This window comes from Paenibacillus ginsengihumi DSM 21568 (assembly GCF_000380965.1).
GTDB lineage: Bacteria > Bacillota > Bacilli > Paenibacillales > NBRC-103111 > Paenibacillus_G > Paenibacillus_G ginsengihumi.
Map to the genome: position 1 here is coordinate 29,639 of NZ_KB905573.1, position 21,056 is coordinate 50,694.

Sequence of the window (21,056 nt, forward strand, 5' to 3'; positions counted from 1 at the left end):
TTTTGAAGCATGTCCTTTCGCCTTTTCCTAGCGGGATCGGCGTTTTTTTTGTGCAAAAAAAAGGAGGAGCGACAGAGAGATGAAGAAGTTCAGCGGAACAACACTTAACGGGCTGATGAAACGGTCCGCGGCGCTGATGCTGCTGGTCGTCCTGCTGGCATTGACCGCCTGCGGCACGACGCCGGAAGCTCAGCCGAACAATGGCGCGCAGACGGCCCCGCCGGCCCAGAACGCCGGAGCGGGGCAGGAGGGCGCGGCGCCGAAAAGCGCGGCCTATCCGGTCACCGTGACCGACGGAGCGGGACTTCAGGTTACGATCGCCGAGGAGCCGAAGACGATCGTGACGCTCATTCCGAGCATTACGGAAACGGCGTTCGAGCTCGGACTCGGCGAGAAGATTGTCGGCGTATCCAATTACTGCAATTTCCCCGAGGAGGCGCTGAAGAAGGAACGGCTCGGCGGCCGGGAGATCGATGTGGAGAAGCTGCTGCAGCTGGCGCCCGACGTCGCGTTCGTGACGAATCACCATCATGAGAAATATCCCGATGTGCTGGATAAAATCCGCCAGGCGGGCATTCAGGTCGTCGTCGTCCAGTCGAGTGCGAACAGCTTCGAGGATGTGTACCGTTCGATCCGCCTGATGAGCGCGGTCACAGGTACGGGAGACAAGGCGGAGCAACTGATCGCGTCCATGATGAAGAAGAAGCAAGAGATTCAGGAAAAGGCGGCGAAGATCGACAAGCCGAAGCGTGTCTGGATCGAGGTATTCTCGGGGCTGCATACGACCGGCGCCAATACGTTCATGCACGAGATGCTGCAGACGATCAACGCCGTCAACGTCGCAGGAGATCAGAACGGCTGGATTCAGCTCACCGAAGAGCAGGTCGTGGCGCTGGACCCCGAGGTCATCATTACCACTTACGGCAAACGCAACGGTCAAACCGAGGAAGAAGTCATGAAGCGGCCGGGATGGTCCGGCGTATCCGCCGTCGCCAACAAGCAGGTGTTCGATGTGGACAACGAGCGGGTCAACCGCCCCGGCCCGCATATGATGGATGGAGTGGAGATTCTTGCAGCCGCCATATATCCCGAAATCTTCAAGCAGCCGGAATAAGCTCGTTCTGCTGTATACGCTAAGCGCCGCGCTGGCCGTCGGCATCTGCTTCCTGGCGCTCGTGGCGAGCAGCGTCAAGGTGCCGCCCGAGCACGTTCTGCAGATCGTCTGGTCGCATGCGGCCGGCCGCGGGCCGTGGGAGGCGGTCTCCAAATCAGTCGATCTGATGATTTGGGATATCCGGCTGCCGCGGGTCGTGCTCGCTTTCCTGATCGGCAGCGCCCTGGCGCTCAGCGGCGCGGCGTTTCAGGGGCTGCTGCACAATCCGCTGGCCGATCCGTACACGATCGGCGTGTCGTCGGGCTCGGCGCTCGGCGCCGTGGCGGCGATGTTCTTTGGCATCGCCGTATTCGGCGCCTTCACGCTGCCGGTGTTCGGCATGCTCGGCGGTTTGACCGCGCTCGCCGCGGTGTTTGCCCTGACGCGGCTTACGGGGCGGGGGGTTACTACCGAAACGGTCATATTGGCGGGAATTATCGTCAGCTCGTTCCTCGGTTCGTTCATCTCCTTGATCCTGGCGCTGAGCGGCGACGATCTGAAGCAAATCATGTTTTGGCTGATGGGCAGCGTCGGGATGCGGGGCTGGAGCTATGTGCAGCTGCTGCTGCCGTTCTTCGCCGCCGGCTCGCTGATCGTGCTGCTGAACCGGCGCGAGCTGAACGCCCTGGCGATGGGCGAGCAGTCCGCGCACCATCTGGGCGTTGACGTCCGGCGGCGCAGAGCGCTGATTGTCGTCGGCGCGTCCTTGCTGACGGGCGGCGCGGTGTCCGTGTCGGGCACCATTGGCTTCGTCGGGCTCGTCGTGCCGCATTTCGTGCGGCTGATCATCGGCCCGAACCACCGGCATTTGCTGCCGCTGTCGATGCTGTGGGGCGGCGCCTTCCTCGTGCTGGCCGACCTGGTCGCGCGGACGATGCTGTCGCCGCAGGAGCTGCCCATCGGCGTCGTGACGTCGCTGGCCGGGGCCCCTGTCTTCGCGCTTCTGCTGATGAGAGAACGGTTGGCGAGGAGGTGGCCGGCGTGATCGAACTAAGCGAGGTTCACGGCGGCTACGGGGAGCGGATGGTCGTCCGCGGCGTCAGCCTGCGCGTCGAACGCGGCGAGTTTTTCGCCCTGCTCGGTCCGAACGGCAGCGGCAAGACGACGCTGCTGCAGCTGATCACCGGCCTGCTGCCGCCCGCCCGGGGAAGCGTCCTGCTGGACGGCCGGCCGGCCTGCGAATACTCCGCCATCGAGCGGGCGCGGCTCGTTACGGTACTGGGGCAGGAGGAGCGGATCAGCTTCGATTTCACGGTGGAGGAGATCGTCGCCCTGGGCCGTTACCCGCACCAGCGCGGATGGTTCGCGGCGCTAACGAGAGAGGACCGCGCGGCCGTCGAGGAAGCGATGGAGCTGACGCAGGTGTCGGCTTACCGGCATACGGCGTTCCGCCGCCTGAGCGGGGGCGAGAAGCAGCGCGTGCTGCTGGCCAAAGCGCTGGCGCAGCAGCCGAAGCTGCTGCTGCTGGACGAACCGACGAACCATCTCGACCTGCATCACGCCTACGGGATGCTGAGCCTCCTGAAGGAGAGGCAGCGGACGCAGGGCCTCACGGTGCTGGCCATCCTGCACGACCTCAATATGGCGGCGATGTTCGCCGACCGCGCGGCAATTCTGGACGGCGGCGGGGCCGTCGCCGAAGCGGGGGCTCCGTCGTCCCTGCTTCGGCGAACGGAGCGCATCGGCTCGATCTACCGGATGGAGCTGTCGGCCGTCGCCCATCCCGCCGTGCCGGCCGCTCAGCTTCACGCCGTACCGGCGCCGGAGTCGGGCGGCCAGGCGCTGGCCTGGCGGCTCGAATCGTCGGACGGCATCACACGCATTGCATTCGACCGGGCTGTCAGGACGCTTTCGAACGCTGCGCACGGAGCCGGCTTTCAGTGGACCCGGCATATCTGCTTTGCCGGAAAGTTGGCCGGGGAGCAGGCGGTCGGGCCGGAGCCGACGCCGGACGAGCTGCTGACGGCGCGCGGCATTCCCCCGGAAACGGCAGTCGTGCTCGAAGGCGCCGATTCCGCGGGCGAGCCGACGATCGTTCGGAAGTCCGGTCCGACGCCGGTCGAGGCTGTCGCGGCCGGCGGACGCGGGTCGCTGCGGCTGTGCGTGATCGTCGGCGGCGGTATGAGCGACGGCGGCTTCGCCGGCGCTCTGCTGGCGGCGGGCGAAGCGGCGGCGCGGGCGATTGCGGACGCCGGCGACAACCGGGCTGCGGGCGAGCCCGGCGCCGTGCGGAGCATCGCCGTTGCCGGCCTGCCGATGTCCGGCGGAGACGCGCAGCGGGAACGGGAGCTGTCGCCGTCCGTTAGCCAAGCCGTTTACGAAGCCGTGAGCGCGGCTATTCAGGGAGGAGCCTACGAAGTCTGAAATCGTAGCACAAAGCACACAGTAGGGAAAATGGGCAAGCCAAAGAAGCCGCTCATAAAACGACCGGATGGAAAATGTTGTATTTCAAGTAAGTAAAGTCAGGTCGGAGCGACCATAATTCGGTACCCCTGAGCCTGAGCCAATTGAAGGGCCTGTTCTACCGTAATTTCACGTTCTACTGGACGAACGTCATTTTTTCGGTACAATTCAGGGTTATAGGGCTCTTTGTTCTTCAAGATGTGGTAGATGGCTGTTAACAACATTCGCGCAATGGCAATAATCGCGCGTTTGTGGCCTCTACGCCTCTTGAGTTGCAAATAGCGGTTTCGGATTTCGGGATGCTTTTCGCTTTTGACGACAGCAGTGGCACACTGAACCAAAAGCGGCTTGATGTAGACGCCAGCTCTCGAAATCCGGACTGACTTTCTCTTGCCGGCGCTCTGATCATTAGAAGGTGTAAGTCCTGCCCAGGAACACAAATGCTTGGCTGTCGGGAACACGTCCATATGTACACCGATTTCCGAAACCACGGCAATGGCGGAAAAGATGTTTTTGAAGGACGGAACAGTCAAGATCAAGTTGAGTTCTTCGGTGTAGGCGTCGGCAAGGGAAAGGACAATCGATTCCAGTTCAGCTTTGCAGGATTCAAGGTTTTCGTAATGTTGTTTGATGACCTTGATTTTCCCGGCTTGCTCAGGTGCAAGAACGCCGTCAATGGCAAGCGTAAGTTCAGGCAGTTTGCGCTTCAGAGAGCCGTGAATCAGCGGTTCAAGATCGAAAGACGTATCACTTGGATCGTCCAGCAGCTTGTCCATAATATTCATCGCGCTTTTGCCGAATGTATCCGAAACGACACTGCCAAGTTGGATGTTGGAAACGGTCAGACTGTTCTGGAACCGGTTTTTCTCACTCGACGTAAAGTTCGTCAGCTTGAAGCGGTAGCGCATCAGGTCGCGCAGTTGCCGAATGGGCAAGGGAGGCATAAAGCTTCCGGCGACAAGATCGTGCTTGAACAAGTCGGCAATCCACTTCGCATCCTTCTTGTCCGTCTTCTTGCCGCGAATGGCTTTGACGTACTTCGGATGAGCGAGTGTGATGTTGCAGGAAGGCTCCAGGATATTGAACACGGGAATCCAGTATTTCCCGGTCGATTCCATGCAGACATCCTTGCAGCCATGCTCACAAAGCCACTGTGACAGCTCATTCAAGCCTTTGGTGAAGGTTGAAAAGCGATGGCTTTTGTAAGTGGTGATGCCCTTGCTGTTGGTGGAAGCGATACAGGCGACCACGAAGGTTTTGTGCACGTCGATACCACAACAGATGGGGTACACAATTTTTAAGGCCATATCCAGACTCCTTTCTGTGAGGTACAGAGATGGCCAGCAGGGACTGATTGCCCAGCTATAAACGAGTTGTTTATCAAAGATAAGTCTGCGTGCTCGAGGCGACACTTATTTGTGCTTGGAAAGGCAATCCACACATATAATCATGCGGTCATCTTATAAAAACGATGGCCCACTTAAAAACGATGGCCCACTCCCCTCCACGTGATTTGTAGTGTGCCGGATATCTCTGCAACTTCAGAATACAAAAAAAATCACCCAAGGCAAACGGATTTCATTCCGTTTTGTGCCTTGAGCGAAGCGAAAGGAATGGGCATAATCATGAAACGAACGCATACCTATGTGCTCATGACGGCTTTATGGCTCGTCATGCTGCTCATGTTTGCCGCCTGCGGCGGCAGCGGCGCGGGGACGCCGGGACCGGAGGCGCCGGCGTCCGGGGGAGCGGGCGGCGCTGAGAAGGCGAATGCGCCGAAGCAGATGACTTTCAAAGATACGGCCGGAACGGAGCATACGCTCTCGCTCCCGATCGAACGGGCGGTCGTCATCAACCGCAATACGGCCGAAGCGCTGCAGCTGCTCGGGGTTCAGGACAAGGTCGCGGCGACAGGGGATACGACGCTGACGAACAACCCCTATTTGAGCTACGGAGAGCTGCCCGACGTCGGCAAGACGGGCGAGATCAATCTGGAGCTCTTGATCAGTCTGAAGCCGCAGGTCGTGTTCGCCTATACGAACAGGCCCGACCGTACGCTCGAGGACAAGCTCGGTCCGGCCGGCATTCCGGTCGTCCGGATCAACAATTATTTGCCTGGCCAAATGGAGGACGAGCTTCGCCTGCTGGGACGGCTGTTCGGCAAGGAGGAGCAGGCGGAGCGGTACTTGTCGTGGAAGGGCGAGCTGGAGAAACTGCTCGAGGAGCGGGTGAAGAGCATCCCCGACGAGGAGAAAAAAAGCGTCCTGGCGCTGTCTGCCGGCTTCCTGCATACGAACGGCGGCTACCGCGTCTTCCCGAGCCGCTCTTCGGACGGAGCGCCCGGAGTCGGCGAAGGGTACGCCACCCTGCTGGCCGGCGGCAAGGACGCGGCCGATCTGCAGTGGAACTCCGCCGAGGCGTCGACGACGGTGCAGGTCGACGAGGAGTATGTTCTCTCCCGCAATCCCGAAGTCATCACGCTGCACGGCACTTGGCTCGGCGGATATGACGCCGCCGACGCAACCGAGCACCGGAAGGTGCTTGATACCATCCTGGATATGGATACCATCAAGCAGCTGAAGGCAGGACAGCAGAAGGAGATTTATTTCTTCCACACGAATGTGATCGGCTCGGACAAGCGGTACATCGGCGTGCTGCAGCTCGCCAAGTATTTGTATCCCGACCGGTTCGCGGACATCGATCCGGATGCGTATTTGCGGGAATATTTCGAGAACTGGCTCCATGTCCCTTATCAAGGCGTGTGGCACTATGCAGCCAAAGCCGATTAACCCCGGGCCCGAGGCGCTGCGCGGCGCATATCGCGGCGCTGCGGGCAAGAAATGCCTGATACTCGCGCTGCTGGCTGCCGCGCTGCTCTTGGCGGTCTTCTACGCGGCCGGGACGGGAACGGTTCCCATCGCTTTCCAAGAAATGCTGCGGATCGCCGCCGGCCATGAGCAGGTCGACCCGACCCACGCTTACATCCTGCGCGAGGTTCGCCTTCCGCGGATATGGATGGCCGTGCTGACCGGCGTCTCTCTGGCCGGCGCGGGCGTGATCATGCAGGCGATCCTGAGAAATCCGCTGGCCAGCCCGTTCACGCTGGGCGTCTCCAGCGGAGCCTCCTTCGGAGCGGCGCTGGCGATCGTGCTCGGCACGAGCCTGTTCGGGTTCGAGCAGGCGGTTCGCTCCGCGCGCTGGCTGATCGCGCTGAACGCTTTTCTGTTCGGCGGCCTCGCCGCGCTGTTCGTATACGGCATCGCCAGTCTGAAGCGGGGCTCCGTCGCCGTGCTGCTGCTGGCCGGCACCGCCATCGGGCATCTGTTCTCGTCGGGCGTGTCGGCGCTGAAATATTTTTCCGGCAACGAGGCGCTCAAGGATCTGGTCGTCTGGCTGATGGGCGGCTTCTGGGGCGCCGGCTGGGAGACGATCCGCCTGCTGGCTCCTCTCGTGCTGCTCGGGATCGCCGTGCTGATGAGATATGCCTGGGACTTCAACACGCTCGGTCTGGGCGAGGAGGTGGCCGCGACGGCCGGCGTGCGGGTGCGGCGAATGAGGCTCGTTACTCTCGCCACGGTGACGCTGATCGCCTCGGCGTCGATCGCCTTCACAGGCGTTATCGGCTTCGTCGGCCTCGTCGCTCCGCATATCGCGCGAATGCTGATCGGGGTCGATCACCGCTTCCTCATTCCGGCTGCGTGCCTGTGCGGGGCGATCATGCTGCTCGTCTCGGATACGCTGGCCCGGTCGGTGCTCTCGCCCGTGGAGATTCCCGTCGGCATCGTCACCTCGATCGTCGGCGTTCCGTTTTTCGTCTATTTGCTGATCCGCAAGCGAAGGGAATATTGGAGTTAAGGAGCTGAGGAGGCGTTTATGGACCTGCAAACCGTCGATCTGTCGTTCGGCTACGGAAGCAAAGAGGCGATTCGCGGGATTTCGCTCGCCTTTCGGCAGGGCGAATGCGTATCCGTTGTCGGTCCGAACGGCGCCGGCAAATCGACGCTGATCAAATGCCTGGCGGCGATTCACAAACCGCGGAAAGGAACCGTGCTGGCAGGCGGCAAGCCGCTCTTCGCACTGCCGCCGAAGGAGCGGGCGAAGCGCATCGGATACGTGCCCCAGCAGACGGCGATGACGTTTCCGCTGACGGTGACCGAGACGGTGCTGCTCGGCCGCAGGCCTTATGTGCGGTGGGGCGTCAGCGACGAGGATCTGCGCATCGCCGGACGCATTCTGGAAGATCTCGATCTCGCCCGACTGGCCGACCGGTATGTCGACGAGCTCAGCGGCGGCGAGCGGCAAAAGGTGCTGCTGGCGCGGGCGCTGGCCCAGCAGCCGGGCATTCTGCTCTTGGACGAGCCGATCGCGGCGCTCGACATTCGCCACCAGCTCGGCGTGCTGGAGAAGGTAAGGCAGCTGGCCCGCCGGGACGGCACGCTGATCGTCATGATTTTGCACGATCTGGAGCTGGCGTCGCGTTACTCCGACCGGATCGTACTGATGAAGAATGGGGAAATTTATGCGGCCGGCGCGCCCGATCGGGTGCTGACCGCTGAGCATATCCGCGACGTATACGGCGTCGAGACGCTGCTGGAGCCGGGAGCGTACGGAATGAAAATCACCGCCGTTCAACCGGTGTAGGAAGGTGGGGATCGTCCTGTATTACGGAACGAGACTGCAAACGGATTATAAGCGGGTATGGCTTGAAGGCATGAAGGACTGGCACGGCCGGCTGCCCGTACGGATGACGGACGACGAGCTGGAAGAGCAATTTTGGCGGGAATATATTGCGAGAAAACGGGAGCAGGGCCTGCTGCCGCAGCCTGATCCTTACGCCGCTCCGCTGCTTGGGGAGCTGCAAGCGCTCATCCCGCCGGGCAGCTCCATACTGGAGATCGGGCCGGGTTGGGGCAACTATACGATGGAGATGGCGAGAACGGCGGCGGCGTACGCCTGCTTCGACAGCTCGGCCAGCATCCTCGCTTATTTGGAGGAGGCGTCGGCGCGGCTTGGAATCGGCCATATGGAATTCCGGCACGGCAAGTGGGAGGCATATGAAGCGGAGGAAGACGCCTTCGACGTCGTGTTCGGCATCAATTGTTATTACCGCATGCAGGAAATCGACCGCGCCCTATGGAATATGAACCGTATCGCCCGCCGACTCGCTGTCGTCGGCATGACGAGCGGGCCGGAGGCGCCGCATTTGCGGGAAATCCATCAGCAGCTCGGCTACCCGGTGAAGTTCGCGCGGCGCGACTATATTCACCTGACGAATCTGCTGTATCAGCTCGGCATTGACGCGAGCTGCCGAATCGTTCCGCTGGAGCGGACATATACCTTCGAATCGGAGGAGCAGTTGATCGACGCGCAGATGAAAAAAATACTGGAGCCGAACGCCGACCGGGAAGCGGTCGCGCGCATCGTATCGAGGCATATCCGGGATATCGACGGCAAGCCCGGCTACGTGCACCGTTTCTCGGCGGCGCTGTTGTACTGGGAGCCGGTGCCGGAGCAGCGGATCATTCGAATATGGGAGGATGGGCAATCATGAGAATTTATACGAGAACCGGAGATCAGGGAGAGACGAGCATCGTCGGCGGCCGGGTGCCAAAGTCCAGCGCCAAGGTGGAGGCGTACGGGACCGTGGACGAGGCGAACAGCGTCATCGGCATCGCCATGACGTTCATACCGGAGTCGCAGGCCGAGGCGCGCGCCGAGCTGGAGAATGTGCAGCAAATGCTGTTCGACTGCGGCAGCGATCTGGCCCGCAAGGAAGGAATGGAGGAGCGCCGGCCGTTCAAGGTGACGGATGAGGCGATCCCGCTTCTGGAGGAGCGCATCGACGCTTATATCGCCGAAGCGCCCGAGCTGGAGCGCTTCGTGCTGCCAGGGGGCTCGCAGGCGTCGGCCTTCCTGCATTTGGCCCGCACCGTCGTGCGCCGGGCGGAGCGGCGAGTCGTCGCTTTAGCCAAGGAAGAGAAGATCAACCCGCACGTGCTGACCTATTTGAACCGGCTGTCCGACTATTTGTTCGCGCTGGCCCGCGTCATGAACGCCCGGCTCGGCGTGAAGGACGTCGAGTACGAGCGCAGCGCCAAGGTGTTCCGGGATATGAAGCGGAAAGGCGATTGACCGCGGCAGAAGAGCGTTGGCGGGAAATGGCCGAATAGGCGCCGGCAAGCGCTACTGCTTCCAGCTTAACACCTTATCCGGGTCGGCGAGCAGCCTTCCGTAATATCGCTTGGCCCGGAAATTATGAATTTCCTCGCAAGCTTTCTCCATGCGTGCCATAATTTCGCTCTCCGGCAGATCGGACTGCGACCAGTACAAAATATGCATCGGATACGGCCGCCCCTCATCGTCTTCTCGCACGTAGCGAATGCTCTCCGCCAGCCGAAAGCCGTTTTTGAAATAAAACGACAGCCGGCGCTGCGCATCTTCATTGTCGGGGGAGTCCGGCTCCGCTTCCAGCAAAATCATCTTGCCCTTGCTCTTCAGCCGGCCGAGCACCTTCGTTCCGATGCCCTGGCCCCGGGAACGGGAGGTGACAAGCAGGTAGTCGATGAAAATAAACGACGGAAATTCGGCGTACAAGACGATATAATCGTCGGTTTCGACGAGATGGTAGACGTCTTTTTCTTCAATCAGGTCTTTCAACTGGTTCGGGTCCTTCATTTCGTGCTCGGGAAAATAATCGTTCAGCTTTTCGTACCAGTCCATGCGAGTAATCCGCTCCTTCCGAATGGAATGTCCATAAACGTTGAACAAATGTTTTCAGCCAGGGCCGCCGTGTGACATGATCTTCGCTTCTCCAGAACATGTCACACTTTGGTCAAGCCGTGCCGATGGTTTCTTTCTGTCATCTGACGCCTATGACGAACGAACCTTTCGTCATTGGTCCTCACCGCAGGCCACTGAAAATTTGCCGACGATCATCATCAAATTTTCAGGATAGGTAAGTTTTTCCGTTTTGGTGTAAAATTATGTTCATCCAGTGAAAGAAGGAGCTATTTTCAACCAAAAAAGGGGGGCGGCCTATGGCTATGCTGCCGTGTCAGGAAGACGTGCTGTTGTATACGAAGCTGCTGGTTCGCATCGAAAGCATCGTAGGTACGAGCGGGGAGAAGGAGATCGCAGAGACGCTGCATGCCTTGCTCGCCGCACTGCCCTATTTTCAGCAAAACCCGTCCTATCTCGTCAAATCGCCGACGTTGAACGACGAGATCGAGCGCTATAATGTGATGGCCTTTGTCAAAGGAACGAAACGGCCCAGCGGGAGAACCGTCATCTTAATGGGCCACCTCGATACGGTCGGGACCGACGATTACGGCGCGCTAAAGTCCTCGGCATGCGAGCCGGACGGGCTGAGGCGCGAGCTGATGCGGCAGGAGCTGCCCGATGATCTCCGCAGGCAGCTGGAGTCGGGCGATTGGCTGTTCGGACGCGGAGCCTTGGATATGAAGAGCGGCCTCGCCAGCCACCTGTACCTGCTCCAATATTACAGCGAGCGCCCGGAGGAACTGGCCGGCAACATCGTGTTCGTGGCCGAGTGCGACGAGGAGGACGGCTCGCATGGCATTTTGTCGGCGATCCGGCAGCTGCTGGCGTGGCAGGAAGAGCACGGCTTCGATTACATTGCGGCGATCAATGCGGACTTCGTATCGCCTCGCTATCCCGGAGATCCTAACCGATACATATATAAGGGAACGGTCGGCAAGCTGCTGCCCGCTTTCTATATCACCGGAGCGGAGACCCATGCAGGAGCCTGCTTCGAAGGGCTGGACCCGAACTGGCTCGCCGCGGAGCTGACGAGGGAGCTGAATTACAATCCGGAGCTGTGCAACGCGGCGCACGGGGAAGTCGGCGCGCCGCCGGTAACGCTGAAGCAGACGGATCTCAAACCCTCGTATGACGTGCAGACCGGCCTTGCCGCTTACGTATATTACAATATGCTGATCTATACCTGGACGCCGAAGGAAGCGCTGAGCAGATTGAAGCGGCACGCCGAAATTGCCTTCGGCAGAGCTTTGGCGCTGTATGCCGAGCGGTACCGGGCTTATTGCCGCATGAGCGGCGAGCCGGAGCGGGACATTCCGTGGCGTCCGCGGGTACTGACGTATGACGAAATGAACCGGATGCTGCTGAGCGAGCACGGCGATCGCTACGGGCAGCATATGGAGCGGTTCAAGCGGGAGCTGCTGCTGGACCGGACGCTCGATCTGCGCATGTATTCGCTCAAAGTGGTGGAGGAGGCCTGGCGCTGGATGAAGGACCGGAGCCCGGCGATGGTGCTGTTCTTCGCCTCGCTTTATTCGCCGCGCGTCGAGCTGTCCGGCAGCAATGACAAGGAGCTGCGGCTGATCGAGGCGCTGGACGAAGCAGTGCGCTCGGTACAGGACCGGTATGAGCATCCGATTCGCATCAAGCCGTTCTTTCCCTACATATCGGACATGAGCTTCGTCGGCATCAGCGACGACGACGAATCGATCGCGGCGGAAGCGGCCAACAATCCTTCCTGGAACAGCAAGCTGCTTGTCGATTACGAAGCGATTCGCCGGCTCGACGTGCCGGTGATCAATATCGGCCCTTACGGAATGGATGCGCATAAGAAGCACGAGCGGGCGGAGATTCGCTATTCCATGTTCATCGTTCCGAACATCACGCATCGGGTCGTTCAGCGACTGCTGACACCTATCGGTGAGCAGGCGGGCGAGGGATAGGACAGCGCTGATCGCAACGGGCCGCGAGGAGCCGCTGCAGCGCTTCGGCAGGCGGCGGCATCGGTCGGCTTCTATTGGCTTCGGTTTGCCGCCATCATCCGAGCGGTTGTGCGCAAACGCGAAAAACGCCCCCTGCTAAGACTAGAGAACAAGGGCCGGTTTATGCTAACATAGTATAGTCGGACGGTGTCGTATATATACATCAGGGTAGCGGCTCCTACGCCGGCCAGGAGTTCGCCTGCCTTGGGCGGGCTGCCGCGGGCGACGGGCATCAGGATCAATGCGGCAGCCGCAAGCCGGATCAATGGGCGAATCCATACGTTTGTGCACAATGCGGTCAACCGGCGTTGGCCGTTTTATTTTGCTTGCTTACATATTTTGAATTGGCAGGAGATTGGAATGGAAATGACATCAAGCGATCAATACCCGGAGCAGGAACGGCTCGAACGCATGTATGATACAGTGAGAGCACTGTACCGGGCGAAGCGATACGAAGACGTGCTGGAGAGCGTCCAGGACATTCTTGCGGAGGATGCGAACGATCTGCTGGCGCTGTTGTACCGCTCGAGGTCTCTGCTCAGTCTCGGACAGCACGAGGAAGCCGAAGCTTGCGCCCGGCATATGTTGGCCGTCGATCCCGATAACGAGGACGGGCTGTGTCTGATGGGCGATATTCACAGCAGCAGGAATGAGCTGGATGAGGCTGCTGTTTACTACGAGCAATGTATCGCCAAAGACCCCGAGGACATCGATTACCGCTACGCCTTGGCGCGTGTCGTATTAAGCGGAATCGATCGGAACCGCATGTACAAGCGGTTTCCGTCCCGTAAGGTTCGGCCCGAAGCGATGGCGCGGCTGCAACGCGGGCTGGACGTGCTGCAGGAGGCGAACCGGTTGTTTCCGGGCAACTCGGAAGGACACTGGATGCTGGCCCAATGCTACGATTGGCTGTGCAAGCCCGACGAAGCCATGGAGCATCTGCGGTCGGCCATCGTCCTTAATCCTTCCGATGCTGAAGTTCATGCGAGAATGGCCGATTATTTCATTTATAACGGCGATCTGGCTACTGCCCGGTCCCACTGCGAGCAGGCTTTGGCGTTGGACCCGCATCATGCGAACAGCCTTTTTTTCATGGATTTGATTAAAAAATTTCAACGCAATCAGAAGCTTTATTACCGCAAACTGGTCAATTATCAGCAATCGCTGTGCGATATGTACCCGGACGATGCCGCCAATTGGCTGAGGCTGGCGCAAACCAAGCAGAGCTTCGGCAAGGAGCCGCCGGTCAAGGAGCTGAAGACATATGTGAAGCTGAAGCCGGAAGATTGGGATCAGCAGTTTGCTTACGGAAAAGCGCTGTACGACGATAAAATGTATTGGTCGGCCCGCAGCCATTTTCGCCAGCTGGAAAAGGAGCTGCCGGGCAATTCGGCGATCGCGGCATGGCAAGACACGTTAGCCAAAATCAGCATGGGGGCGTATATTTGGTCGGCATCCCGCATGCTTGTCCGCAAGTTCGCGGTGGAACCGCTGAAGCATGCTTTCCATCTGGTGCTGATCGTTCCGCTCGCCATGATCTATCAATTCATGAATGATTCGAAAAGCCGAAAATAGAAGAAGCCGCGACAGTGAAAGGAGAGATCGCTTCTTTGTATAGTTCTGCGTTTCTGCAAGCGATCGTCGATGTATGCAAAGGCTACGAAACGAAAAAATGCTACGCTGGAGTCATCCCGAACAAGATCGAAGCCCGAGTCCGGGAAAAATTCAACGTGCCGGCGAATCAGGGACTGCTTGCTTTTATTGATTTTACGATATTCAGCTACGCGAAAGACGGCATGGCCATTGCCGAGAACGGCATTTACTGGAGAGAGTATGGCTCGGTCTCTTTTGTTCGCTGGTCTACCTTGGCTGACCTTGAGAATATACGTGTGGACCATAACATTCGTCTGGGCGACTCGGAGTTCAGCAAAAACGGCTGTCCGCTGCCTGGCGAAAAGCTGCTTGCCCTGCTGACGGAGCTGGCCGATACAGCGCGGGCGTACGCTGCCGAAGGCGGCATATCCGCCGCAGAGCGGGGGGGAAGCGGGGATGAGACCCTGGAGCAGGCGATCGTTCGCATTTGCGCGTCTTTTGCCCGCAACAAGACGTATGTTCACCCGATCCCTCGCGACATCGAGGCCAAGCTGCGCAAAAAACACCGCTTGGGTCCGGACGAGACCGTCCTCAGCTTCTTTAATTACGCGCTCTTCGGCAAGAGCGGGGAAGGGGTGCTTTTTACCAACAAAGGCGTTCGCTGGAACGATGCGAGGAATTATTTGCTGGCCTGGGAATATGTCCGTCCTGCGGCGGATGCGGACGAAGGCGCGTCGCAGACGCTGCTTGCTTTGCTGCATCAAGAATTCACAAGACATCTCAGTCCGTTAAAATGGATCGAATGGCGCGATTTGCTGGCGCAGGTGGATGCGCTGCCGCAGCTGGCCGCCAGGCGGCAAAAGGCGGCGGAGCTTGAGAACGCGGCGGTCGATGAGGCGCTGAGGTATCTCCTGCTGCCTTACAATGGCTGCGAATTTTATCGGGCGCCGCTTCCCGAGGACGTGGAACAACAGGCGCGGGCCCGTTATCGCGTCCCTGATGGTCTGGCCATCTGGGCATACATCGATATGATCACTTACCATCCGGGAAAATACGGCGCTTTGCTGACTCAAGCAGGCTTGCACTGGAATAGCCCCGGCGCATCCGTTTTCCTGCCGTGGGATGAATTCCTGCGCGCCGACATTGCGGTAAAGCATGCATCCCCAAAAAACATGCTGGTTCTCGGTTCCGGCCAGGAACTGTCGCTGGAGGAAAGCACGTTGCCGCCGGAGCAATGGATTGAGCTGCTTGAGCGGCTTCGCTCGCTGCCGCAGCTCGGCCGCCTGAAGGAACGGGAGCTTGTCGAGCCGCATTTGGACGATTCCCATCCCGAGTTCGACGACATGTTCATTGAGGCGATCTGCCGCTCGCATTCATTCTTCGATAAATTGAGCAGCTACAGCGCGGTCGGGGACAAGGAAGCCGCCGTCCGCATCAGCTTCAGGCTGGCGCCGTCGGAACGCATCGTCGCGTTTCGCGACGACAGCCCCGGCCAAGACGGCAAGTACGGGCTGCTGGTGACGGGGCGGTCTGTCTACGTGCGGTTGCCGATGGACTCGCGGACCGTTCGCGAATCGGTCTTGCCCTTGTCCGGCCTGGAGGGGGCTGATTTTTTCGTCGAGGGCCAGTCGTTATACCACGGCAACGAGCTGGTCTACCGCGGCGGCGGGGCCAGGGAGCTGTTAGTCCTGATGAACGACCTAAAGCTGTACGTCGCTTCGCTTGAGGCCGCAGGCAATCCGGTCGTCTACCCGTACGATGCCGCTTACGCGGAGCCCTGGAATTTGCCGGTGCCGCCAACGGACGATACGCGGTGGATCGTTGCGGAGGGCGGTATGCTGCGGGGCATTCATACTGCGGCGGAGCTGGCGTGGGCGGCCGGGAGGGGGCTGCTCGATCCGGAGCGCACCCGTTTCTGGCGCCGCGGATTAGCGGAATGGATATCCGCGGAAACGGCCGGCTTCGGCGGCCAGGAGTCTTTATAGACCGGCAAATTCATCTAAACGGTAAGATGGGGAAGGAGAAGGCACGATGGACAAACTCGCCTTTTTACAACGTATGAAGAAGCTGCATCCGGACGACCCGGAGGCGGTCTACTGGCTCGCGCAGGAATTGGCGGCCCGCGGCCGCTGGGTGGAGGCGATCGGGCAGTACAGCGCCGGGCTGGCCCTCGGCCCGGGCGAGGAGATCCGGGCAGCGCTGCTCGCCGGGCTGACGGAAGCGTCTGCCAAGCTGCAGCAGGGCGCCGCGGAGCCGGCGGATGCGCCGGCAGAACTTGCCGCACGGGAGGCCGAGGAAGCGGACGAGGCGGAGGAAGCAGACGGCGTAGCCGCGGCGCAGGATGAGGATACTGCCGCGGACGACGATGCCGAAGCTGAGGACGATGCTGTTGAGGACGACGATGATGCTGATGACGACGATGTCGCGGACGATGATGTCGAGTACGACGACGATGATGCTGATGACGATGATGCCGCGGATGACGGTGAAGAGGCCCGCAGGGAACAAGCGGCAGCGCTCGTCCAGCAAGCCGGCGGCGGACCGGAGGTTGGCCGCACGAGCGATGAGATCGTCTTTGCCCGGTCAACCATCGGGCTGCACGTCGTGGATGGCGGCAAAGCGTCGGGAATGCGGGCTTCGGCGCCGGCCAAGGTGACGTTCGACGATGTGGCGGGGCTTAAGGAGCTGAAAAAGACGATCCAGCTGCGCATCATCAGCCCGTTCCAAAATCAAGGGCTGTTCTCCAAATTCCGCAAGAAAGCGGGCGGCGGCGTGCTGATGTACGGCCCGCCGGGCTGCGGCAAGACGTATATCGCCAGGGCGACGGCCGGGGAATGCCGGGCTTCGTTCATTCCCGTGCATATTACGGATATTTTGAACAAATACATCGGCGAGAGCGAGCGCAACTTGAAGGATATGTTCGATAAAGCGCGCGGGCAGAAGCCGAGCATCATGTTCTTCGACGAAGTCGATACGATCGGCTTCAACCGCTCCCACTCTTCCTCCAGCATGCGGGGGGTGATCGATACGTTCCTGACTGAAATGGAGGGCATCGATACGAGCACCGATCAGGTGCTGATTATCGGGGCGACCAATATGCCGTGGGATGTCGACGATGCGCTCAAGCGTCCGGGACGGTTCGACCGGCTCGTCTTCGTCGCTCCTCCGGACGAGGACGCAAGGGAGCATTTGTTTCGGCTTAAGCTGTCGGGACGCTATGCCGATTCGATCGATACCCGCTCGCTGGCCCGTCGTACGGAATTTTTCTCCGGAGCGGACATCGACAACCTGTGCGAGCGGGCGGCCGAGCGCGTGCTCGGCGAAATTCTCGAAACCGGCGTGGAGCGCCCGATTCGCATGGAGGACTTCGAAGCGCTCCTGCAGGAGGTGCGGCCGTCGACGCTGGAGTGGCTGCGCAAGGCCAAAAATTTCGTGAAATATGCCAATCAATCGGGCATATACAACGATGTGGAGGATTATTTGAGAAGGTTCGGCCGGCAAATTTAGCCGGCGGCCGGCCGTCATAGGGTGTGAGCAAGCAAGCCAGCGAGCGGTCGCTGGCTTTTTGCGCATATTCCCGGGCTCGGTGAAACGAGTCAGCGGCTTTCGCGATCGGCGGACCCGAGCTGCCGGGAATGGATTGCTCGCTTCGCCAGTCCTTCGATTAACGTTCCGCTGGCCGTGGTCCCGCGTTTTGTCGGGCGAACCTTAAGCTAACGCAAGCCACAGAGCTTATTTTGCTCAAAACCATCGATTTGAAATTGTAACGCAAGTGAGCGGCCTTATTTCGCGCTTTGGGCTACCCGATTCAGCGTTTTTGGCAAAATAACGCTACCAGCCTGCGTTACATTTTAAAAAGAGTACATTCCGGCAAAATAGCGTTTGTCACTTGCGTTAGAGATGAGATTGCGACTCATATTCGCGTGGATGCGCCGCTGTGGTCGAACACGCTGTTTCCCGTCTATATTGCCGTCCTGATGTGGGGAGGCTTGTGGCTGAGAAACGAGCTGGTGCGCAAGCTGTTCGTATCCGCGGGCAAGCAGCGCAGCGGGTCGATGTGATCGCGGCTTTACGCTACATCGCGGACCCGATTCCATGGCCGTCCATGCGGGCATCGCCGTCATCGGCAGATCTAACCGGCGCGCTTTTTTTGAGAAATCGGGGGCGCTTATCGTAAGCTGCGCTGCGTCCTGCCGCGGCTGTTACCGAATCCACATATGAAGCAAAAAAAGCAGCAGCAGATGGGCCGGATAAAAGCTCCGGTACAGCCACCGGTAATGAAATTCGAAGCGCAGCGGAGGAGGATACACGATCAGGAACGTTCCGATAAGGCTGTACATTTGGATCAGATAACCGGGGCCGTACAGCACAGTGAAAATCAGGTTGACGAGCAGATGTCCGGCGATCATCTTCCACTGCTCCAAATAACGGAACACGAAGATCAGCAGCACGCCGTACAGCCCGTAATCCATCGGAATCAGCGTCGCTGCCGCGAGCACGCAGGCTATCAGGGCGATCTTGCGGTTTTCCGATTGGACGCGGTCCATGACGTACATGCCGACGAGCGAGAGCAGGAGCGTAAAAATAACGTTCAGCTCCCATGTCTGCATAGCCAGCGAATACGGCACCTGGGAGAGGCAGGCGAGCCAGAGCAGCCTGCGCATATATCGTTTATGATCCCGCGTAAGACGGTAGCCCTGCACCAAAAACCAGCAGTACAGCGGAAAGGCGATGCGCCCGACGATGCGCGGCAGGCTCGTCTCGGGAAAGAAAAGCGCGCCGATATGGTCGACGAGCATCGTGATCATAGCTACTACTTGCATCAATCGCATCACCCGGATTCGATGAGTTGGTATTGTTCGTAACTGTACGTAAGCTACGTACAGTATAGCACGGCCTGCAGCTTGACTAAAGCCAACTTCGCTTGCGAAAGCCGAGCGAAGCGCCGCTGTGCATCGGCGAAATCCTTTTGACAACAGTCAGACTGATGCCCGCCGCCATGTTCTTTGGTTGCGGGTTTTTCCATTTTATGTAATATGTCCCATAATTGGGTTGGTAGTTTTCCGGGAATCGTCTCCCCGCTGTAGTACACTTCAGGTAAAAAGGCATGTTCGCCGGCGCAGCGCGTCTATCCCGCCCTTTTATCAGTTTCGCTGATATATTTTATAAGATGAATCTAATTGACCCTTCGCGGTAAATGTGGTAGCTTCAATAGAGAAACTTTTCAATCTTCATTTGAATACTAGGAATTAACTACAGCATGCCGCGAGGTGGATACGAGTTGGTACTTCAAGTAACGAACAGTCCTTTCAATCAGGAGCAAGTCGAGCTGCTTAACCGGCTTCTGCCCATGCTGACGGATACGCAGCGCAACTGGCTCAGCGGATATCTTGCCGCCCAATCCTGTGCGACAGCGGCCGCGCCTGGACCGGCGGCAGCGATTGCGCCCGGACCGGCGGCGCAGGCCATCGAGGGAGCGGGCGCTCCCGTTGCGGCAGCCCCGCGGGAAGTGACCGTGCTCTTCGGGTCGCAGTCCGGCAACAGCCACGGACTGGCCAAGAAGCTGGTCAAGAAGCTGGAGGAGCAAGGCTTAAAGACGACGCTGTCGGCGATGAGCGATTTCAAGCCGAACACCTTGAAGAAGGTGCAGGACCTTCTGCTGGTGGTCAGCACTCACGGAGAAGGGGAGCCGCCGGACAACGCGATTTCCTTCTACGAATTTCTTCACAGCAAGAGGGCTCCGAAACTGGACGATTTGCGCTTTTCCGTGCTGGCGCTCGGGGATACGTCTTACGAGTTTTTTTGCCAGACGGGCAAAGATTTCGACAAACGGCTTGAGGAGTTGGGCGGCAAGCGCCTGATTCCGCGCGTCGATTGCGACGTCGATTTTGAAGGGCCGGCTGCAAAGTGGATCGACGAGGTCGTCAAATCCCTAAGCGTTGCCTCTGCAACCGCGTCCTCTCCGTCTGCGGCAGCCGCTCCGGGCGCGACGGCTGCAACCGGCGCCGCCGAGTCGGCATATTCGCGCTCGAATCCGTTTCACGCCGAGGTGCTGGAAAATCTCAATTTGAACGGCCGCGGCTCGGATAAGGAAACCCGCCATCTTGAGCTGTCCCTGGAAGGCTCGAACCTTCAGTACGAGCCGGGAGACAGCCTGGGTGTGTATCCGGAGAACGATCCGCGCCTGGTCGACGAGTTGATCGCAGCGATGGGCTGGAACGCCGACGAGCCGGTGGCTGTCCCCAAGAGCGGAGAAGAGATTCCGCTGCGCGAGGCGCTGCTTCGTCATTACGAGATTACCGTGCTGACAAAGCCGCTGCTTGAGCAGATAGCGAAGCTGGCTGGCGGCAGCAAGCTGCAGGAATTGGTGGCTGCAGGAGACAGGCAGGAGCTCAAGGCTTATATGCAAGGCCGCGACCTGCTCGATCTGGTGCAAGACTACTCCTTGAAAGGCGTACCTGCGCGCGAGCTCGTTCCGCTGCTGCGGAAACTGCCGGCCCGGCTGTATTCGATCTCCAGCAGTCCCAAGGCCACCCCGGACGAGGTGCACATTACCGTGCGGTCGGTGCGGTACGAAGCCCACGGTCGCGACCGTTACGGCGTTTGCTCCGTTCATCTGGCCGAACGGGTGCAGCCCGGCGATACGCTGCCGGTCTTTATTCAGCGTAATCCGAACTTCAGGCTGCCGGAGAATCCGGATACGCCGATCATCATGGTCGGTCCGGGTACAGGCGTCGCTCCGTTCCGGGCTTTCTTGGCGGAAAGAGAAGAGATCGGCGCCGAAGGGAAAGCATGGCTGTTCTTTGGCGACCAGCATTTTTCCACCGATTTCCTGTATCAGCTGGAATTGCAGCGCTGGCTCAAGGACGGCGTGCTGACGCGGCTGGATGTGGCCTTCTCCCGCGATACGGAAGAGAAGGTGTACGTGCAGCACCGGATGCTCGAGAAGAGCCGCGAGCTATACCAATGGCTGGAGGAAGGCGCCGTCGTGTACGTGTGCGGAGACAAGAAAAAGATGGCTAACGACGTCCATGCCGCATTGACGACGATCATCGCCCGCGAAGGCGGTTTGAGCCCCGAGGCAGCCGCGGAATATTTGAACCGCATGCAGCAGCAAAAACGTTATCAGCGTGATGTATATTAAGCCT

At 59.5% G+C, this 21,056-nt stretch carries 17 protein-coding genes; 14 read left to right on the top strand and 3 right to left on the bottom strand.

Annotated elements, in window-relative coordinates:
- Nucleotides 1-79 precede the first annotated feature (79 nt).
- Genes F591_RS0114215 through F591_RS28155 form a run of 3 tightly spaced genes read left to right on the top strand, consistent with a single transcriptional unit; the run spans nt 80 to nt 3,517 of the window.
- Nucleotides 80-1,114: an ABC transporter substrate-binding protein gene (locus tag F591_RS0114215; RefSeq protein WP_019535285.1), complete on the top strand. Its 1,035-nt coding sequence runs from the start codon at nt 80-82 to the stop codon at nt 1,112-1,114.
- Complete coding sequence (locus tag F591_RS0114220) at nt 1,071-2,138, top strand: FecCD family ABC transporter permease (protein ID WP_019535286.1); 1,068 nt, start codon at nt 1,071-1,073, stop codon at nt 2,136-2,138. Before F591_RS0114215 ends, F591_RS0114220 begins: the two co-directional genes overlap by 44 nt.
- A complete protein-coding gene (locus tag F591_RS28155) occupies nt 2,135-3,517 on the top strand; it encodes an ABC transporter ATP-binding protein (RefSeq protein ID WP_019535287.1) in 1,383 nt (460 codons plus the stop codon). The genes F591_RS0114220 and F591_RS28155 overlap by 4 nt, the downstream gene beginning before the upstream one ends.
- Before the next feature lie 98 nt (nt 3,518-3,615).
- Here the strand turns inward: F591_RS28155 and F591_RS0114230 are convergent, their stop codons facing one another.
- On the bottom strand, nt 3,616-4,863 hold the full coding sequence (locus F591_RS0114230; RefSeq protein WP_019535288.1) for an IS110 family RNA-guided transposase: 1,248 nt from the start codon (nt 4,861-4,863) through the stop codon (nt 3,616-3,618).
- 318 nt (nt 4,864-5,181) lie between these two features.
- Here F591_RS0114230 and F591_RS0114235 point away from each other — a divergent pair, with 318 nt between their 5' ends.
- Genes F591_RS0114235 through F591_RS0114255 form a run of 5 tightly spaced genes read left to right on the top strand, consistent with a single transcriptional unit; the run spans nt 5,182 to nt 9,688 of the window.
- Nucleotides 5,182-6,345, top strand: a complete 1,164-nt coding sequence (locus F591_RS0114235; protein ID WP_019535289.1) for an ABC transporter substrate-binding protein — start codon at nt 5,182-5,184, stop codon at nt 6,343-6,345.
- The gene (locus F591_RS0114240) at nt 6,326-7,411 is read left to right on the top strand and encodes a FecCD family ABC transporter permease (protein WP_019535290.1); all 1,086 of its coding nucleotides are present in this window, start codon (nt 6,326-6,328) and stop codon (nt 7,409-7,411) included. Before F591_RS0114235 ends, F591_RS0114240 begins: the two co-directional genes overlap by 20 nt.
- A gap of 18 nt (nt 7,412-7,429) precedes the next feature.
- Nucleotides 7,430-8,197: an ABC transporter ATP-binding protein gene (locus F591_RS0114245; RefSeq protein ID WP_019535291.1), complete on the top strand. Its 768-nt coding sequence runs from the start codon at nt 7,430-7,432 to the stop codon at nt 8,195-8,197.
- Nucleotides 8,198-8,201: 4 nt separating this feature from the next.
- Nucleotides 8,202-9,107 carry a class I SAM-dependent methyltransferase gene (locus F591_RS0114250; RefSeq protein WP_019535292.1) on the top strand — a complete coding sequence of 302 codons (906 nt, stop codon included), beginning with the start codon at nt 8,202-8,204 and terminating at the stop codon, nt 9,105-9,107.
- On the top strand, nt 9,104-9,688 hold the full coding sequence (locus F591_RS0114255) for a cob(I)yrinic acid a,c-diamide adenosyltransferase (protein ID WP_019535293.1): 585 nt from the start codon (nt 9,104-9,106) through the stop codon (nt 9,686-9,688). Before F591_RS0114250 ends, F591_RS0114255 begins: the two co-directional genes overlap by 4 nt.
- Nucleotides 9,689-9,739: 51 nt before the next feature.
- Here F591_RS0114255 and F591_RS0114260 read toward each other — a convergent pair whose 3' ends face one another.
- Complete coding sequence (locus F591_RS0114260; protein WP_019535294.1) at nt 9,740-10,276, bottom strand: GNAT family N-acetyltransferase; 537 nt, start codon at nt 10,274-10,276, stop codon at nt 9,740-9,742.
- Nucleotides 10,277-10,599: 323 nt separating this feature from the next.
- Between F591_RS0114260 and F591_RS0114265 the strand changes: the two genes are divergently transcribed.
- The 5 genes from F591_RS0114265 (at nt 10,600) to F591_RS32025 (ending at nt 17,969) form a co-directional block, all read left to right on the top strand.
- Entirely contained in the window at nt 10,600-12,276 is a 1,677-nt protein-coding gene (locus tag F591_RS0114265) for a M20/M25/M40 family metallo-hydrolase (RefSeq protein WP_026326618.1), read from the top strand.
- A 399-nt stretch (nt 12,277-12,675) separates the two neighbouring features.
- Complete coding sequence (locus tag F591_RS0114270; RefSeq protein WP_156829576.1) at nt 12,676-13,890, top strand: tetratricopeptide repeat protein; 1,215 nt, start codon at nt 12,676-12,678, stop codon at nt 13,888-13,890.
- Between the two features lie 35 nt (nt 13,891-13,925).
- Entirely contained in the window at nt 13,926-15,893 is a 1,968-nt protein-coding gene (locus F591_RS0114275) for a hypothetical protein (RefSeq protein WP_019535297.1), read from the top strand.
- Between the two features lie 46 nt (nt 15,894-15,939).
- The gene (locus F591_RS0114280; protein WP_019535298.1) at nt 15,940-17,415 is read left to right on the top strand and encodes an AAA family ATPase; all 1,476 of its coding nucleotides are present in this window, start codon (nt 15,940-15,942) and stop codon (nt 17,413-17,415) included.
- A gap of 416 nt (nt 17,416-17,831) precedes the next feature.
- A complete protein-coding gene (locus F591_RS32025; RefSeq protein ID WP_019535299.1) occupies nt 17,832-17,969 on the top strand; it encodes a hypothetical protein in 138 nt (45 codons plus the stop codon).
- 141 nt (nt 17,970-18,110) lie between these two features.
- On the opposite strand, the gene F591_RS0114290 is transcribed toward F591_RS32025, so the two are convergent.
- Nucleotides 18,111-18,731 carry a TraX family protein gene (locus F591_RS0114290; protein ID WP_026326619.1) on the bottom strand — a complete coding sequence of 207 codons (621 nt, stop codon included), beginning with the start codon at nt 18,729-18,731 and terminating at the stop codon, nt 18,111-18,113.
- A gap of 458 nt (nt 18,732-19,189) precedes the next feature.
- Between F591_RS0114290 and F591_RS0114295 the strand changes: the two genes are divergently transcribed.
- A complete protein-coding gene (locus F591_RS0114295) occupies nt 19,190-21,052 on the top strand; it encodes an assimilatory sulfite reductase (NADPH) flavoprotein subunit (RefSeq protein ID WP_019535301.1) in 1,863 nt (620 codons plus the stop codon).
- Nucleotides 21,053-21,056 lie beyond the last annotated feature (4 nt).